Genomic DNA, 16940 nt, shown 5'->3' with positions numbered 1-16940 from the left:
GTTCTTTAAATTCAGTATAGCCATGGCTTTAATGTTGACTAATAATACTCTTTTAAAATTGATTTATCATCCAGGAAATGCGATCATTCGCACAAATAATTAGCATATAGACATTAATGAGTAAAATTCGTTGCGCAGTAATTGGTGTAGGTTATTTGGGTAGATTTCATGCACAAAAATATAAACTCCTTCCAAATGCCGAGTTAGTTGGGGTTTGCGACCTAAATCAGCAAGCATTAAAGGCCGTATCACAAGAATTACAGGTACCAGGCTATAATGATTATCGAGACTTATTTGGTAATGTTGATGCAGTAAGCATTGCCGCAACGACTAATAAGCATTTTGATATCGCCAAAGCATGCTTAGAACATGGCATACATGTGTTAATTGAAAAACCAATTACTGAAACCATAGAGCAAGCCGAAGAATTAATTCGTCTTGCCAAGAAAAACCATGTGAAATTGCAAGTAGGTCATCTTGAACGCTTTAACTCTGCGCGTTTGGCTTTAGATGAATATTTAGATACACCTTTATTTATTCAATCAGAACGCTTAGCTCCATTTAACCCACGAGGTGCAGATGTTAACGTGATTCTTGACATTATGATTCATGACATCGATTTAGTACAAAATATAGTAAAAAGTCCTATTGCATCAATTCATGCCCACGGGACGCCAGTCATTACTAATGCTATCGATATTGCCAATGCCCATATTACATTTGCCAATCAGTGTGTTGCCAATATTACAGCAAGTCGAGTAAGCTTTAAAACAGAACGCAAAACAAGGATATTTCAGCCTAATTCATATCTTTCAATCGATTATCAAAACAAAAAATTTGCTGTATTTAAAAAAGGAAATGGCGAATTATTTCCTGGTATTCCTGATATCGCTCGTGATGAAAAAGAATTTGAAAAAGGCGATGCTTTGTTTGAAGAAATAAAGTCATTCCTCCAATGTATTGAAGAAAACAGCATACCATTGGTTACTGGTGAAGATGGTCGTCTTGCGCTCGAAACCGCAGAGAAAATTACTGCGCTTATTCAGAATAATTTGATGGAACGTCATGCAAAAATCTAAACGCGTTGTCATTATTGCGGGTGAAGAATCAGGTGATGTTCATGCATCAGTTTTAATTAGGCAATTAAAATCTACCTATCCCGATATAGAGATTAGTGGAATTGGTGGTCACCATATGCAAAAGGCCGGAGCCCAAATCATTTCTGATCTGGCGCGTTTTGGAGTTACAGGACTTACAGCGGTTATTCGCCACCTTAATGTAATTCGTAAAGCATTTACTGCCATCAAAAAACATTTAAAGCAACAAAAACCAGATTTGCTTATTTTAGTAGATTACCCAGGCTTTAATTTGAGGCTGGCTAAATATGCAAAACAAAAATTAGGTATCAAAATTCTTTATTATATAAGCCCTCAAATTTGGGCTTGGAAAGCAAATCGCATTCATATTATAAAAAAATGTGTGGACCAAATGGCAGTTATCCTGCCTTTTGAGAAAACGATATACGAAAAGGCTCAAGTTCCAGTAAACTTCGTTGGCCATCCTTTAGTAGAAAAAATAATATCGGTAGACGATAGTCAATCTCAACGTACAGCACTGGGACTTCCTCAGGACGCCAATATTTTTGCACTGCTTCCAGGAAGTCGTACTAACGAAATTAAATATCATATGCCAATACTGCGTGATACGGCGCAAATTTTGCAACAACGCTACCCTAACCTGCATTTTGTAATTCCCGTTGCAGATACAATTAATCCAGAAACAATTAAACATTATTTTTCTAATACAAATTTGCCTATCAGCTTTGTACAAGGTAAGGCAATAAACTGCATGGCCGCCGCAGATTTTATCATTGTTGCATCCGGAACCGCCTCTCTTGAGTGTGCTTTATTAGAAAAGCCTATGTGTATTATTTATAAATCGTCACTTATTTCCTACGCCCTAGCAATGCAGTTCATCAAAGTAAAATTTTTTGGTCTGTGCAATCTTTTAGCGAACAGTATGATTGTTCCTGAATTTTTACAATACGATTGCAATGCCTATGAATTAACTCGATATATTGATCGTTTTTATAATGATCCAGAACAACCTCAAAAGATGATTTCTAAATTATCCAAGGTAAAAAAATCATTGTCCTCAGAAAAATCTGATCGCTCATTATTTGGTCTTGTGGTGAATGAATTGCTCGAAAATAATGCATAGTTTTCTCTTAAAAATATAGAATATCAATTATCCTTCATGTACAATTAATTTTGCTTTCATTTTAAATGTTAGCAATTGGAATGTGTGATTTAATTAATAATAAGGAAGTTAAGATGACTGTCATTGAAACACCTGATACTACTCTAAGCATGACTAAGCAAGACCAAGGTCTCCAAGATTTAGTCTACAATTTAGTTACTCGTTTTCTTGCTGAAAACAAGACCAAAAACATTGATGACCTTTACGACATGATATTATCTGAAGTTGAGCCACCATTACTGCAAGCAGTTATGGAAAAACGTCGTGGCAATCAACTACAAGCTGCTAAGATGCTGGGTATTAGCCGTGGCACCATCCGTAAGAAACTCCAAAGATATTTTGGAACTAAATATTTTCGTCTAACTGATGAATAATAAATTTTAATTCGGAAACTAGGACCTGTTTACAGGCCATAGTTCTGTTAAAAAGGCTCGAGATTCGAGCCTTTTTTTTGCTGTCTATGAACAGTTTTTAAGGATTTTTAATGAAAAAAATAATATATCTAAGCCCTCTAATCAGCTTACTATTAACCTCCTGCGTGACCGATAAACCTGATGTTATTACAGATGATGCGGGTAATTTACATTACACAACCCCTTATAAAGATGATAAACGAGGGCGTAAAGCTTTCTCTACAAAGCGTGATGTACATGGGAAAAAGCTCTTCGTTTTTGACCCTAAGGCTAATGCATGGGCCGCTTATGATGCGCAAGGAAACAGAGTTATGACTGGCAGCGCATCGGGTGGGATGAATTACTGTGATGATATTCATGAATCATGTAGAACAGTTACAGGAACCTACCATGTGTTCAATAAAAAAGGTGCTGACTGTAAATCCAATGAATATCCTATTGCTCGAGATGGACATGTAGTTGGTGGCGCAAAAATGCCATATTGCATGCATTTCCATGATGGTTATGCAATTCATGCGGCTTATGAAGTTCCTAAATACAACAGCAGTCATGGTTGTATCCGTGTTTTACCCGGTGCAGCAAAATGGCTGAATGAGAATTTCATTGATGTAGGAACAACCGTATTGGTACTTCCATACGCTTAGTCATCGAATATCCCTCCCCTAAACTGATTCTGGAATGTATGTTTTTCCAGAATCAGTTTCATTTTTTTATAAGGATAATCGAGCATGTCACTATCAAAACTGAATATTAAAGATTTGGTCGAGCAACTTACAGATTCATTCATTGGCCATGCTAATTACTCTGAACTACGCGATTCATGTATTCTCATGTCCCCGATTTCTTCTGTAACCAACAATGTTGAAAGACGACTTGAGCTGCGCCTTAAAATGGAACAACCAGAGGCTTCGTTACAATTAACATTAGATGCGTGTAAAAAACAACTACAGCATGACTTGAACGAAGAAAAAGATGATCTAATAGAAGAGCAAAACGACTCAGCAACATCGAAGCAGTTATTATTTGATCTAAGTTCCACTCAAGAAAAAATTAGAATCGTTGATCGAGAGATGTGGGAGCTCGGTCTTCAAATTGAAGAAATTAAAACGCGCATTGCACTGCAAGAAAAAGCCCGTAAGAAAATTGATGAGGAATCAAATCAACATCAAAATACACACTCCCAAGGAACCCATACTCATCCCGAGCAGAGTGCCAAAACAACTCATGCTCATCCCGATCCCATTGATCAGCATGCCAAAACAGTTCATGAACATTCAGAACACACTGAACAGCATGCTAAAACAACTCACGCTCATTCTGAGTCTGCTCAGCATTTAAAAACAACTCATACTCATCAAGAAAAATCGCATCATGGCCACCAAGAATCAGACCTCGCGGTGCTAAAAAGAAAACTTGAGGCGAAACTGGAGTCACTCCAAAGTAGCTCCTCAACAGGGCATAAAAAACATAATGAATATGAAACTCAACTAAAATTACTACTTGAAAAAATAGCACAAAGAAAACACCGAGCTTTGGAGCGAGAAACAAGAGCTAGAGCTCGTTTAACTAATGATCCAGATTTATTGCAACTTTCGCAGAGCAATCTCCATTTATTGAATGAAGCCATTTCAGGAAAACATAAGGAACTGCAAAAAAAACAACAGCAATTAATGCAGACAGCACTTGAAAGCAGTTATCAAACTTATCTGGACCGACTTGAAATTTATTTACAATCAGTGACACCTCTCTCTTACCAAGAAAACTCTTCGCTTAAACAAATTATTAGTTTGATCCGCAAGCATCTTTCAACTAAAGCAGAAGAACAAAAGGTAATACTTGAGCATAATGCAGCGGAGCTTAAGAAAGAAAAATTAATTGGGGAAAAGCGTCAAAAAGAAAATATTGTTGTTCAATTTAAAAGAACAAACCCACAACTCGCATTACAAAATGTAACATTAGAAGAACAAAATAAACAATTAGCACTAACCATTGAAGTGCAACATGGCTATAGAAATAGCCTTTTACAAATAGGACTACTTTTTCTTATTTTTACTAGTGGGGCTGCCGTAACAGGGATAGTTATTGAAGGAGGATTGATTGTTTCCCTACTTTTAGCCCCTGCTGCTGTGCTTGGTGTTATCACGTTGAGTCTTTTCATTGCGGCATTGGTTTATACAATCAAGAGCAATATGGACAGCAATCAATTAAGTAAAAACCAAACAACAATAAAAGATAATCTCGCCACAATTGAGCGACAAAGCAGCAACATAATTTCACTTGAAAAAGAAACAATTCCTGCAATAAGCAATGAAATAAGTGACGCTGAACGTAATCTCAGTACACTTGATATACGCATCAATGAATTACACCAACTGGCCGAACTCCAACTTAATACGGCAAAACTTGTAACCATTACAAAACCCAGCCAACAGCAACTCTTTATTGAGCAAACGTCTCAAGATACATTTCAAACGTCAACTCAACCATCAGCTCCATTTATGGAGGCAGAGGAAGAGGAAGATGAAGATAAAAAAGAAGCACTTACTTTTTAGTTGGTTGTGCCTCGGATTCATTTATGGCCCGGATTAGCACAGCGTAATCCGGGATTTTAATAAATGAATGGCTTCTCTCCCGGGTTACGGTTACACCTAACCCAGGCTGCGAAGAATTGTTGTTACACTGCAGATGAAACCAATAACTTATTGATTCGATTTACAAAATCGGCAGGATTATCTAATTGTCCGCCTTCAGCTAAAACAGCTTGTTCGAATAGCATAGTGACCCATAATTCAAATAAATCATCATCTTGAATATCATCCAAACGTTTAATTAAGGCATGTTCAGGATTAATTTCAAACACAGGTTTGCTCACAGGTACTTGTTGGCCAGCAGCTTGTAGGATGCGTTGCATTTCTAAGCCCATATCTTGCTCATCCGCAACAATACATGCAGGCGAATCAGTTAGCCTATTTGTCACCAGCACCTCTTTAACTCGCAAATCTAAAACCTTCTTAATATGCTTCAATAAAGGCTCGAGTGTTTTTTCTTGTTCTTTAATTTGCTCTGAAGAATCATCATCTAATTCAACTTTTCCCTTGGAAATAGACTGTAGTTTCTTTTCAGCATATTCACTTAAATAACCAACCAACCACTCGTCGATCTTATCACTCAGCAATAATACTTCTATTCCTTTTTTCCTAAAAATTTCCAAATGAGGGCTATTTTTTGCAGCATTGTAACTGGAAGCCGTAATGTAATAAATCTTATCTTGCCCTTCTTTCATGCGACTGATGTACTCATCTAATGTAACTTCTTGCTTCTCTGAATTAGTCGCAGTCGTAGCAAAACGAAGTAATTTGGCAATGGCTTCTTTATTAGTAAAATCCTCGATGGGGCCTTCTTTTAAAACCAATCCAAATTCATTCCAAAACTTTTGATACGTTTCTTTATCCTGTGTACTCATTTTTTCAAGCATTGATAAAACACGTTTTGTACATGCAGAGCGAATGCTTTCTACTTGTTTGTTGTCTTGTAAAATTTCTCGTGACACATTAAGTGGTAAATCACTCGCATCAACAATACCTTTTACAAAACGTAAATAACGAGGTAAAAATTGGGTGGCATCATCCATAATAAAAACACGTTTCACATAAAGTTTTAAACCATGCTTCATTTCATTTTGCCACATATCAAACGGAGCATGAGCAGGAATATAAAGTAAAGAAACATAATCATTCTTACCTTCAACATGGTTATGAGACCAGATGAGAGGCTCCTGAAAGTCATGTGAAATGTGTTTATAGAGTTGTTTATACTCTTCATCGGTAATATCTGATTTTTGCATCGTCCATAAAGCAGTCGCTTTATTTACCGTTTCATATTCGTTTGACTCTTTATCATCTTCAGCAACTTTCTTCATCATGATAGGCCAGCAAATATGATCTGAATATTTGCTGATAATACTTCGTAAACGCCAATCACTAAGAAACTCATCACAATCGTCTTTGATATGTAAGGTAATTTCCGTACCGCGTGTTGTTTTATTTTCAGAGGCAATGGTAAATTCGCCTTCACCATTAGATTCCCAAACGATTCCCTCTTCAGGTTTCATGCCTGCGCGTCGACTTTTTACAGTGACTTTATCTGCAACGATGAATGCTGAATAAAAACCTACACCAAATTGCCCTATTAACTGTGAATCTTTTGCACTTTCACCTGTTAAATGGCTCATAAATTCCCTAGTGCCTGATTTTGCAATTGTTCCTAAGTTTTCAACCGCTTCATCCCAACTTAAACCAATGCCATTATCTTTAATGGTGATTGTTTTTAACTTTTCATTCACATCAATAGTAATTTTTAAATCAGAATCATTTTCATAAAGTGTACTGTTTGATAAAGCCAAAAATCTTAATTTATCTAATGCATCCGAAGCATTAGATACCAGCTCTCGTAAAAATATTTCCTTGTTGCTATAAAGCGAATGCACTACCAAATGCAACATTTGCTTTACTTCTGTTTGAAAGCCCATAGTTTGTTGCTTACTCGACATTTACCTGATCTCCTAGTTACACATTTTATGATGATGTTCTACATATAGGGTTTGATTTAATAAATTTCAAGGGGGAAATAGAATGAAATTATCATTTGTTCTCTATGTAATTAAACCCAGGCATCGTTAAAGTACCGCCGGAGTGAATAATTAAGACATTGCCTTTTAATTTCTGGCTTTCAATGCATTTTCTTGATTCATAAAATAGCTTTGCTGCATAGATGGGATCAGCCAAAATACCCTCCTCTCGCGCCATGCGTTTGACTTCATTTTTAATGGTTTGATTTACAGAACCAAAAGCTTTTGCTGTAGTAGGGTAAAAGCAAAGAAAATTTTGAGGGATAAATCCAATCCATTGTTCTAATTTATTTCTAAAAATTGATTCGTTATCAGCAAGCAGCAGTACATGAACTTGTGCTAAATGATTTAATCGGTTCAATCCATTAATCAGAGCTGTAGCTGAAAACCCAGTGCCTGCGTCCATAAAAATATGTTGGAATTTTAAATCTAAAGAGTGCTCATTCAAAATAATATCATCAGCGAGGGTCAATGCTCCGCTCATTGCTTCTAGAACACTTGCGCCTTCCTCTAAAACAAATCCAGGTTCTTTTAGTGCGTGTAAGTAGTTATATGCCAATTCATTAACCTGTGGCCATTGATCACGATTAACCCACACAATCTCCCGTTCATCGAGAAATAAACGACTTAATTTATAGTTCCCCTGTAGCTCTAATTTCCAGGGCTGAATTAGAAAAACAGTAACATTTAGCTTAAACTCTCTGGCCAACTGTAGTGCGGCGAGTAAATTATTAGATTGTGGTCCTGCAATAATAATTAAGTGCTGTATTCCCTGCTTTATTAAAAAAGGGAAAAGACTGGCATATTTACGCAATTTTGACCCACTAATACCACATCCTAACTCATCATCACGCTTAACATAACAATTCACCTCCTGAGCAGGAAAATGATTTAAGTGATGTACTCGACTGGATAAATTCCACATAAGAATAAAATAAATGATACATGTAGCCTGGGTGCAGCGTAGCGAAACCAGGAAATCATATTTACTAAACGCTGCGCGACACCAAGCTACATGTGAAATAATAATTAATGAGCATCCCTGACAAAATCAAGATGTTGCTCAGTTGAAGTTGATTTATGAAACTTATAGCCCAATTCATTAAATTGCTTAAGCTGGGTCAAATCATCAAATTGATTTTGCATAAGAAATTTTGCCATTGTTCCGCGAGCTTTTTTAGCATGAATGCCAATCATTTTCAGTTGCTCATTCTTCTTTTCATAAAAATTAATCGTAACAATTGGATAATTCAATTTTTTTTCATCAACTGCTTTAAAATATTCCGTGGAGGCAAGATTAATCAACACAGGATTATTTTGCATAGCCAATTGTTGATTCAGTGCATGAGTCACTGCTTCTTGCCAAAAATCATATAGATTTTTGCCAGAAGGATTCTCTAAGCGTACCCCCATTTCAAGTCTATAAGGCTGAATGCTGTCAAGAGGTTTCAATAAACCATAGAGCCCAGATAATATTCGCAGGTGATTTTGTGAATATGCCACAGTCTTTTGTTCCCAGCTTGCCGCGTTTAAACCCTGATACACATCTCCCTGAAATAAAAATAAAGCAGGATATGAGTGTGGCAATACTTTTTTATCCAAATCAAAAGATTGATAACGATGATAATTTAATTCAGCTAAATCCTTAGACAAATCCATCAGAGCAGCTATCTCTGTCACTGATTTTGTTTTCATCAATTGAGCAAGAGTATTTGTTTTATCCAAAAATATAGGTTGCGATGTAGTTTCAGTATACGGTTTAGAAGTATTTAATAATTTTTTAGCTGGCGATAATAGAATTAGCATAATTTATTTTTCCCTAGAAACTTAGAGCCTATTTACAGACCTAACGTGCTCCTCCACCAGGAACCATGCCTACTCGTGGTCTAAAAACATAAATAGTTATAGGATCGCTTGTTTCAATCACATTTCCATCTGCATCCAAAATTTGTACTGCTAATGTATGAGTTCCTCGATACATACCGTTTACTTCAAACACAGGATTTCTTTGCGGCTCGCCAAGGGCACCGTTATCGTATATTAATTGCAACTTATCCCCTGGGAATAAATCAGGTTCTACTTCTACAGTCACTGCAACAAACCCTTGATTATTACGAATTGTTGTACTTGTTTGAGGCTGGGCAATCGCTAATTTAGTATAAGTATGTTTTAACTTTACTGCATGCTCCCCATGTTCTGGTTCTGTTGGTGCAGTTGAAGGGGTTGGTGATGAAAAACTTTGTGCATCAGGAATCGTTATTACTTCAGCTCCCGGATGTGGGGTATCGCTGAAATGAACATTTCCTTGGCTGTCCGTCCATCTGTAAATTTGCGCATAAGATGCGCAAATCACCATCGTCAATGATAGAAAAACAAAAAATTTATTCATCACCGTTTATCCCTAAAGGCTGTAATAAAGCTCAAACTCGTATGGATGAGTCAGGCTTCTGATTTTACTAATTTCCTTTTGCTTCATACTAATGTAGTTATTAATGAAATCTTGGGTAAACACATCACCTTGTAACAAGAAATCATAATCCATTGCCAGATTTTCCATAGATTGTTCCAAAGAAGCACATACTGTGGGTACATCAACAAGTTCTTCTGGAGGTAAATCATAGAGATCTTTATCCATTGCATGGCCTGGATGAATTTTTCGTTGGATTCCATCCAATCCTGCCATCATCATAGCAGCAAATGCTAAGTATGGGTTTGCTGTAGGATCAGGGAAACGTACTTCAATACGACGCGCTTTAGGATTGTTCACATGAGGAATACGAATCGCAGCAGAACGATTTCTTGCTGAATAAGCCAGTAGAACTGGAGCCTCAAAACCTGGTACTAAGCGTTTGTAACTGTTAGTTGATGGGTTAGTAAATGCGTTTAAAGCACGAGCATGCTTGATAATTCCACCAATATAATAAAGTGCTGTTTCTGAAAGACCAGCATATTGATCACCAGAAAACAGATTCACCCCATCTTTAACTAATGATTGATGGCAATGCATCCCACTTCCATTATCACCAACTAAAGGCTTAGGCATAAAGGTAGCTGTTTTTCCATAATTATGGGCTACGTTATGCACTACATATTTTAAAATAAGCAGTTCATCTGCTTTCTTTGTCAACGTATTAAATCGAGTAGCAATTTCACATTGGTTTGCCGTAGCAACTTCATGATGGTGTGCTTCGACTACCATGCCCAATGATTCAAGAGTTAAGCTCATTGCAGAACGCAGATCATGCGAGGAATCTACTGGAGGAACAGGGAAATAACCACCTTTTATTGCTGGGCGATGGCCGATATTGCCCCCTTCTAACGCTTTTCCTGAATACCATTGAGCCTCTTCTGAGTCGATTTTATAAAAAGCGCCACCGATGGTTGTTTCCCATTGTACGCTATCAAAAACAAAAAACTCTGGCTCAGGTCCAAAAAGACAAGTATCTGCAATACCAGTAGATTGCAAATAAGCTTCAGCTCGCAAAGCAAGCGATCTGGGACAACGTTCGTATCCCATCATGGTTTTTGGGTCAACTACATTACATCGAATAAATAACGTATTGTCTTGAAAAAAAGGATCAAGCTTAATTGTTTCCAGATCAGGCATTAAAGCCAAATCAGACTGATGTATTTTCTGCCATCCTTCAAAAGATGATCCATCAATCATTTTCCCATTTTCCACAAAATCGTCATCCACAGATGAAACTGGAATGGTGATATGCTGTTCTTTTCCGCGAATATCTGTAAATCGCAGATCAATTAATTTGGCATCATGTTCCTTAATCGCCTCAAGTACTGTATTTTTGCTCATTATTGCTCTCCAGGATAGTCTGGGTATATAGTGTACCTTAAGTGACTTATTAAACCCAATAGATTAAACTCTATGTTTTAACATAAACCATAAAAATTATGGGTGCTTATCAATATCAGGCCATTCAAAAAAGCGGTAACGCAACTAAAGGTGTATTGGAAGCAGACTCTGAACGTCACGCGCGCCAACTTTTGCGTGATCAAGGACTTATTCCTACCCAAATTCGTGCGTTAGCCCAGCAACGTTCAGGTAGCCAAGCCAAAGGTAAAATTTCTGCAGCTGACCTTGCGCTATTCACTCGTCAATTAGCTACCTTGCTTGCCGCTGGCATCCCTGTTGAGGAGTCGTTACGCGGGGTTAGTGAGCAAACAGAAAAAGATAAAGTAAGGGAACTGATTATCGGTGTTCGCGCAAAAGTACTTGAAGGCTATGGATTAGCACAAGCTATGGCACAATTTCCACATGCATTCCCAGAATTATATCGGTCCACGGTAGGCTCAGGTGAACAAACTGGACACCTCGATGTAGTTTTAGAAAAATTAGCTGATTACACTGAAAATCAACAGCAAACACGGCAAAAAGTCCAGCAAGCCTTGATTTATCCGCTTATTATGATCCTCGTTTCAATTGCTATTATTTGTTTTTTGCTGAGTTTTGTAGTTCCTAAAATCATCGAGGTTTTCACCAGCGGAGGACAAACCCTTCCTGAAATGACGCTAATACTAATTAATATAAGCCATTTCATTAAAAATTATGGCCTATATGCTTTAATTGGCATTATCCTGATATGTATTGGCTTTAAGAAAAGCCTTGCCAATGAAAAAATTAAAACTCTTTGGCATCGCCTATTATTGAAATTACCTATCGTTTCATACTTAGTAAAAACAGTTAATATTTCGCGTTACATACATACTTTTGGTATACTTTTCGCAGCGGGTGTGAGCGTTCTAGAAACCATGCGTGTTGCAGCAAGTCTAGTAACTAATGTCGTGATGCGGCAGGCGTTCGATACTGCTACAATTAAAGTTAGGGAAGGATGTGGGATTAGTGAAGCCTTAAAAGAAACAGGTTATATTAGTCCTATGGCAATCCATTTAATTGCCAGTGGTGAGAAAAGTGGCCAGTTATCCAATATGATGGAGCGTGCAGCCGTACATCTGGATAATGAAGTTAAGCGGTTAATTGACACCTCATTAACATTATTGGAACCTTTGGTGATTTTGATAATGGGAGCGGTTGTCCTGTTTATTGTACTCGCGACATTATTACCTATTTTCTCAATGGAACAATTAATTACTTAAAGTTAAAAACGTGTAGCCTGTTAAGTATCGGGTTTCTCATCATTTAACTTAGGAAAATAGTTGAAACAATGGCGAGCACGCTAAAGCTTTAACGGCTTTTTCGAAGTTTAATTCAGTCTACGTTTAATTGGAGTAAAAATGAATAGACAAAAAGGTTTCTCATTAATTGAAATCATGGTTGTTGTTGTTATATTAGGTATCCTAGCTTCTATAGTTGTACCTAAAATTATGGGACGCCCAGATGAAGCGCGAAAAGTAAAAGCCAAGCAAGACGTACTTGCGATACAAAATGCTCTGGATTTATATAAGCTTGATAATGGTAATTATCCATCTACTGATCAGGGCTTAATGGCACTTGTTGAAAAACCCACGTCAAATCCAACGCCAAATAATTGGAAACAATATCTTAAGTCACTCCCCAAAGACCCATGGGGCCGAGACTACTTATATTTAAATCCTGGTCAACATGGTGATGTTGATATATTCACCTACGGTGCTGAAGGACAACCTGGAGGTACGGGTATTAATGCCGAAATTGGTAACTGGGATGAGAAAAAATAGATTTCTTCAGCAAGAAGCTACCGAGAAAGAAGTGCAAGTAAAAACAGCGCGCAAGGCCAATGTGTATACACAAGTACGTGAGCGTCTATGCTCCATGCAGCGCTCCACGGTAGCAACAGCCCCGAAGAAATCGAATCAAGGTTTTACCCTAATTGAAATCTTGATTGTTTTAGTGATTATAGGCATCACCTTTGGTTTTGCCTTGATTGCTTTTGGTGATTTTGGTGAAAGTCGACGTGTCTTGTTTTCTGCGGAACAATTAGCCAATACACTGCGTCTAGCACAACAGCAGGCCATTTTAGAAACCGGTACACTTGGTTTGCGAATTGATAATGTCAGTTATCAGGTTTTACAACTCAATAATAATGCTCAATGGAAACCCATTTCCGAAAAAGGGGTGTTTAAAATGACTTATTTTCCCCAAGGCACACATATTACTTTGAAAACCAATAACGCCACTTCGATAGGCACTCCTGCCATTATTATCTCTGCAAGTGGTGATATGACCCCTTTCACTTTGAATTTTGGAATCAAGCAGGAAAATTTAGGCTCATTGATTGGCAAACGTAATGGCGAGTTACAACTTAATTTGGTACGCACTAAATGAGTACACAATCAAATAAGTCAGGGTTCACTTTAATAGAGGTATTATTAGCACTTTCTATAATAGCAATTGCATTAACTGCCCTGCTTAAAGCAATATCACAAAATGTAGAAACAACTCGTCGCGTTAAAGAAAAGACAGTGAGCCATTGGGTAGCTATGCAAGGTGTGGCGATGATTCAGCTCAATTTATTACAGATTAATCAAAGCCAAGAAACAACTCAGGATACAACCATGTTGGGAGAACACTGGTACTGGCGAGCCAAAGTAAGTTCGACGCCACAAAAAAATATTCAAAAAATAGTGATATCAGTGAGCAAAGAAAAATCAAGTCAGTTTAGAGAAGAACTACAAGCGTTCCGGTATGTATCATGAAAAAGAATATCAATTCAGCAGTGCTTCATGGTTTTACTCTCATTGAAATTTTAATCGCGCTTGCTGTGTTTGCCATTTTGGCAACAATTACTTCTTCCGTTTTGTATAATGCATTTACAACACGCACCCGAGTCAATGAGCAAAGTGAACGTTTAAATGAGTTGCAACTTGCGATAAGTCTCATTCAACAAGATACAAGCCAAACAGTGGAGCGTCCTATTCGTAGCAATGATATGCGCTTGTTATCTGCGTTTATAGGGCAAACAAGCTACGTAGAGTTCACTCGTGATGGGGATGTAAACCCTGGTAACATCGAAAAGCGTAGTACACTAAAGCGGGTTGCTTATGTCTGTCAGCAAGGCGCTTTAATTCGCAGAACCTGGAGCACGCTTGATAGAATCAATCAAAATATTTATGAAGATAAGTCTTTGTTGACTCGCCTTACTCATTGTCATTTCGGTTATTTAAATCAAAATTTACAGATACTGCCTGAATGGAGAGAACAAGCTGTAGGCTCAAACCAAAGTAAAGAGCCCTTTCCCAAAGCCATACAGGTAAATATGACTTTGCAAGACCAGGGCGAAATCACTTTACTTTTTATTCTACCAGGTGCGCTTTATGCTACGAACTAAAATAAAAGGTAGTGCCCTCCTCACCGCGCTGTTTATTATGACTCTAGTTGCAATTGTCGCCACCGCAATGAGTACCAAGGTGCAATTAGACATTTACCGTACAAGACTGATAGTCACTCACGATAGGCTCTATCTTGCTTCACAAGCGGTTACTTTTTGGGCTATGGGCCAATTAGCAGATAAAAAGAATAAATTTAATAAAGCGACACCTCAGGGAATTGTCAGCATTTATCCGCCTACTATGGAAAACTTTTACAACACTGTTGCATTGAAAGGTGCGCTTTATGATTTACAGGCCCAATATAATGTGAATAACTTAGGAAATAGAAAATCGATGCTAGGTTTTACAAATCTTATCAGCGCTGCCATGCCACAAAATGCTGAATCAGAAAAAGTAAAGTTAGCATTAGCAATTAATGATTGGATCTCCACTTATGATCTCGCACGAGGTAAAGATAACTATTTATCCTATTACACGAATCAAAAACCTCCCTATTATCCCAGTCATCAGCTCATGAGCAGTAAGTCTGAATTGCGTCTAGTCAAAGACGTGAATGCGCCACTTTATTTAGCACTAGAGCCGTTAATTACTGCCTTACCTGAAGCCACGCCAATTAATATTAATACAGCCCCCATCAAAGTACTCAAATCACTAGGTAGCGGCATGAAGGAAACTCAGCTTAATGAACTAATCAAGGTAAGAAAAGAAGAGGGAATTAAAGACTTAGCAAAAATCTCAGAATTACTCAAAAAACTTGATATAGCTAGTGATCAAATAACTCTAGAGAGTAGTTACTTCCTCAGTGTAGCCAACGCAAAGAGCGATAATCTAAATTTTACCGTATATACCGTGTTGAAAAGAACCAAAGATAAGAATGGAAAAATCTCGGTCAATGTAATTCGACAAAGTTTCAATGTTTATTAGGCTGTTGGCAATTTATCACGCCATACTAACGCGAACATATGTGTGCCGCCTATGCGTACCCGAAAAAATTGACCCGATCTACGTTTGCTATATACAAACATCACTCATTACATTATAAAAGTTTTGCCATCATCGGAAGAAATAGTGGAAGTGAGATCACCGTTCTGTAATTGTTTCACTCCTTGTTTGAAGTGATTTGTTATTTCTATGCCATGCGCCACAGAACTTATATCGGTTAATGCGTGAATTGAGTGAACTGTCTCTGCAATGGCGGCTGGTGCTTTGGGTTCGTTTACATCTTTAAAACAACAATAAGTAGATAACCATTGAAATAATGGTTTTATATCACCAACAATAGATTCTGCTACCTGCTGAAACACAGACGGTCCGTTCATTGAGTTTGAAAAGCTTGCAGCACAATCACCGGTCGTCATATCCATCGCACAAAATGCAACAGAGCCTTTATTATTTCCCCAATGAAATGCAATAGTCTTTTCTAGATCTCTGCTACTATAAACTCCCATTCCCAAACCCCATTGAATTTGTGTGGTTTCAGGGGAGGTTGTTTGGGGTAGTTCTGATAGAGCGCCTGTCAGTAGTGTTGATTTAAGATAATCATTTTTAAAGCAATACTGCAGAAAGGAGATGTAGTCCTCGGCGGTGGTAAGCATAGATCCTGCAGGAATCCCAGGTGTATTGTCTGGTAATGGTGGTAAAGGAGTGAAATGATCATCAGGAGATGGACCCACTTCGTGCGCTTTGGCAACATCTCGACGAATACCATTCAGATAGTCATCTGGCAACTGCCTCTGAAAGGTAGAGCTCTTCATACCAGCTCTTTTAAAAAAATCCTGGGCAATTTCTTCCCATTTTTTTCCCGTTTTTTTCTCAACAACCTCTTTTAAAAAATCTAGTGCAACTCCTGAATAGGTAAATCGAGTATTAGGTATTTCGATAAACTTTGTTCCATCATCACCAGGTTGGCCAAAGTTTGCTAGTCCAGAACATTGTCCTATGACCATACGAGTTGTAAGCGTTCGATAATGAGGATCTTTTGTAAGCTCTGGGGGGCCATATTCAGTAATAAGTGCCAAAGGGGTGTCTAAGTCCCATTGACCTTGATGAACCAAATCTAAAATAATAGCTGATGATACCGGCTTACTTAAAGATGCTGCTTGGAATAAAGTATTTGTATCAACAGTACTTGGTGCTGAGGTGTCAGTCTTTCCATAAGCTACAGCATTGCGTGTGCCTTTTTGACACCAAGACAACGATAATGCAGGAGTATTTGCATTATTAAGCATTTCTTTCATTAACTCCTGTCGTTCTAGCATAAAACACCACTTCAGCTCATAGAAATGATCTCTTCGATCATGAGCCCTTAAATTACAATAGTATTTATTTTAAACAGTAATAAAGAATATCATTATTGC

17 protein-coding genes are annotated in these 16940 nt (G+C 37.7%); 11 read left to right on the top strand and 6 right to left on the bottom strand.

The window, feature by feature from the left end:
* Positions 1 to 116 precede the first annotated feature (116 nt).
* From Lste_RS06100 to Lste_RS06080, 5 genes are all read left to right on the top strand, one after another.
* Positions 117 to 1079 (top strand): Gfo/Idh/MocA family protein, encoded by a 963-nt coding sequence (locus tag Lste_RS06100; RefSeq protein ID WP_058510168.1) that lies wholly within the window; start codon positions 117 to 119, stop codon positions 1077 to 1079.
* Entirely contained in the window at positions 1066 to 2220 is a 1155-nt protein-coding gene (gene lpxB, locus Lste_RS06095) for a lipid-A-disaccharide synthase (protein WP_058510167.1), read from the top strand. The genes Lste_RS06100 and lpxB overlap by 14 nt, the downstream gene beginning before the upstream one ends.
* Before the next feature lie 113 nt (positions 2221 to 2333).
* The gene (locus Lste_RS06090) at positions 2334 to 2633 is read left to right on the top strand and encodes a helix-turn-helix domain-containing protein (RefSeq protein WP_028380363.1); all 300 of its coding nucleotides are present in this window, start codon (positions 2334 to 2336) and stop codon (positions 2631 to 2633) included.
* Positions 2634 to 2743: 110 nt separating this feature from the next.
* A complete protein-coding gene (locus Lste_RS06085) occupies positions 2744 to 3316 on the top strand; it encodes a L,D-transpeptidase (RefSeq protein ID WP_058510166.1) in 573 nt (190 codons plus the stop codon).
* A gap of 84 nt (positions 3317 to 3400) precedes the next feature.
* On the top strand, positions 3401 to 5224 hold the full coding sequence (locus Lste_RS06080; RefSeq protein WP_058510165.1) for a hypothetical protein: 1824 nt from the start codon (positions 3401 to 3403) through the stop codon (positions 5222 to 5224).
* Positions 5225 to 5346: 122 nt separating this feature from the next.
* Here the strand turns inward: Lste_RS06080 and htpG are convergent, their stop codons facing one another.
* The 5 genes from htpG to glnA all read right to left on the bottom strand — a co-directional run bounded on the left by htpG (position 5347) and on the right by glnA (position 11110).
* The gene (gene htpG, locus Lste_RS06075) at positions 5347 to 7221 is read right to left on the bottom strand and encodes a molecular chaperone HtpG (protein ID WP_058510164.1); all 1875 of its coding nucleotides are present in this window, start codon (positions 7219 to 7221) and stop codon (positions 5347 to 5349) included.
* A gap of 91 nt (positions 7222 to 7312) precedes the next feature.
* Positions 7313 to 8224 carry a hypothetical protein gene (locus Lste_RS06070; protein ID WP_058510163.1) on the bottom strand — a complete coding sequence of 304 codons (912 nt, stop codon included), beginning with the start codon at positions 8222 to 8224 and terminating at the stop codon, positions 7313 to 7315.
* A 104-nt stretch (positions 8225 to 8328) separates the two neighbouring features.
* Entirely contained in the window at positions 8329 to 9105 is a 777-nt protein-coding gene (gene yaaA / locus Lste_RS06065) for a peroxide stress protein YaaA (protein WP_058510162.1), read from the bottom strand.
* A 40-nt stretch (positions 9106 to 9145) separates the two neighbouring features.
* Entirely contained in the window at positions 9146 to 9688 is a 543-nt protein-coding gene (locus Lste_RS06060; RefSeq protein WP_058510161.1) for a DUF4124 domain-containing protein, read from the bottom strand.
* 12 nt (positions 9689 to 9700) lie between these two features.
* Positions 9701 to 11110 (bottom strand): type I glutamate--ammonia ligase, encoded by a 1410-nt coding sequence (glnA, locus tag Lste_RS06055; protein WP_058510160.1) that lies wholly within the window; start codon positions 11108 to 11110, stop codon positions 9701 to 9703.
* Positions 11111 to 11208: 98 nt separating this feature from the next.
* Between glnA and lspF the strand changes: the two genes are divergently transcribed.
* The 6 genes from lspF to gspK all read left to right on the top strand — a co-directional run bounded on the left by lspF (position 11209) and on the right by gspK (position 15507).
* Entirely contained in the window at positions 11209 to 12411 is a 1203-nt protein-coding gene (gene lspF / locus Lste_RS06050; protein WP_058510159.1) for a GspF family T2SS innner membrane protein variant LspF, read from the top strand.
* A gap of 138 nt (positions 12412 to 12549) precedes the next feature.
* Entirely contained in the window at positions 12550 to 12972 is a 423-nt protein-coding gene (gene lspG / locus Lste_RS06045; protein WP_058510158.1) for a GspG family T2SS major pseudopilin variant LspG, read from the top strand.
* Positions 12959 to 13579, top strand: coding sequence for a type II secretion system minor pseudopilin GspH (gspH, locus tag Lste_RS06040; RefSeq protein WP_272947115.1), 621 nt, complete (start codon positions 12959 to 12961; stop codon positions 13577 to 13579). The genes lspG and gspH overlap by 14 nt, the downstream gene beginning before the upstream one ends.
* The gene (lspI, locus tag Lste_RS06035) at positions 13576 to 13950 is read left to right on the top strand and encodes a GspI family T2SS minor pseudopilin variant LspI (protein ID WP_058510157.1); all 375 of its coding nucleotides are present in this window, start codon (positions 13576 to 13578) and stop codon (positions 13948 to 13950) included. The genes gspH and lspI overlap by 4 nt, the downstream gene beginning before the upstream one ends.
* Entirely contained in the window at positions 13947 to 14582 is a 636-nt protein-coding gene (gene lspJ, locus Lste_RS06030; protein WP_058510156.1) for a GspJ family T2SS minor pseudopilin variant LspJ, read from the top strand. The genes lspI and lspJ overlap by 4 nt, the downstream gene beginning before the upstream one ends.
* Positions 14569 to 15507 (top strand): type II secretion system minor pseudopilin GspK, encoded by a 939-nt coding sequence (gene gspK, locus Lste_RS06025; RefSeq protein WP_058510155.1) that lies wholly within the window; start codon positions 14569 to 14571, stop codon positions 15505 to 15507. Before lspJ ends, gspK begins: the two co-directional genes overlap by 14 nt.
* A 107-nt stretch (positions 15508 to 15614) precedes the next feature.
* Here the strand turns inward: gspK and Lste_RS06020 are convergent, their stop codons facing one another.
* Positions 15615 to 16841 carry a serine hydrolase domain-containing protein gene (locus Lste_RS06020; RefSeq protein WP_083503918.1) on the bottom strand — a complete coding sequence of 409 codons (1227 nt, stop codon included), beginning with the start codon at positions 16839 to 16841 and terminating at the stop codon, positions 15615 to 15617.
* Positions 16842 to 16940 lie beyond the last annotated feature (99 nt).

Source organism: Legionella steelei (genome assembly GCF_001468005.1).
In the GTDB taxonomy this organism is placed as follows: Bacteria; Pseudomonadota; Gammaproteobacteria; order Legionellales; family Legionellaceae; genus Legionella; species Legionella steelei.
This window is presented reverse-complemented; position numbering and strand designations above follow the sequence as displayed.

Bases quoted from the DNA above. Each gene is read 5' to 3' on its own strand.
- lspF (WP_058510159.1), top strand. From the start codon at position 11,209: ATGGGTGCTTATCAATATCAGGCCATTCAAAAAAGCGGTAACGCAACT.
- lspJ (WP_058510156.1), top strand. From the start codon at position 13,947: ATGAAAAAGAATATCAATTCAGCAGTGCTTCATGGTTTTACTCTCATT.
- Lste_RS06060 (WP_058510161.1), bottom strand. From the start codon at position 9,688: ATGAATAAATTTTTTGTTTTTCTATCATTGACGATGGTGATTTGCGCA.
- gspK (WP_058510155.1), top strand. From the start codon at position 14,569: ATGCTACGAACTAAAATAAAAGGTAGTGCCCTCCTCACCGCGCTGTTT.
- htpG (WP_058510164.1), bottom strand. From the start codon at position 7,221: ATGTCGAGTAAGCAACAAACTATGGGCTTTCAAACAGAAGTAAAGCAA.
- glnA (WP_058510160.1), bottom strand. From the start codon at position 11,110: ATGAGCAAAAATACAGTACTTGAGGCGATTAAGGAACATGATGCCAAA.
- Lste_RS06090 (WP_028380363.1), top strand. From the start codon at position 2,334: ATGACTGTCATTGAAACACCTGATACTACTCTAAGCATGACTAAGCAA.
- Lste_RS06020 (WP_083503918.1), bottom strand. From the start codon at position 16,841: ATGCTAGAACGACAGGAGTTAATGAAAGAAATGCTTAATAATGCAAAT.
- Lste_RS06070 (WP_058510163.1), bottom strand. From the start codon at position 8,224: ATGTGGAATTTATCCAGTCGAGTACATCACTTAAATCATTTTCCTGCT.
- Lste_RS06080 (WP_058510165.1), top strand. From the start codon at position 3,401: ATGTCACTATCAAAACTGAATATTAAAGATTTGGTCGAGCAACTTACA.
- gspH (WP_272947115.1), top strand. From the start codon at position 12,959: ATGAGAAAAAATAGATTTCTTCAGCAAGAAGCTACCGAGAAAGAAGTG.
- lpxB (WP_058510167.1), top strand. From the start codon at position 1,066: ATGCAAAAATCTAAACGCGTTGTCATTATTGCGGGTGAAGAATCAGGT.
- Lste_RS06085 (WP_058510166.1), top strand. From the start codon at position 2,744: ATGAAAAAAATAATATATCTAAGCCCTCTAATCAGCTTACTATTAACC.
- lspG (WP_058510158.1), top strand. From the start codon at position 12,550: ATGAATAGACAAAAAGGTTTCTCATTAATTGAAATCATGGTTGTTGTT.
- lspI (WP_058510157.1), top strand. From the start codon at position 13,576: ATGAGTACACAATCAAATAAGTCAGGGTTCACTTTAATAGAGGTATTA.
- Lste_RS06100 (WP_058510168.1), top strand. From the start codon at position 117: ATGAGTAAAATTCGTTGCGCAGTAATTGGTGTAGGTTATTTGGGTAGA.
- yaaA (WP_058510162.1), bottom strand. From the start codon at position 9,105: ATGCTAATTCTATTATCGCCAGCTAAAAAATTATTAAATACTTCTAAA.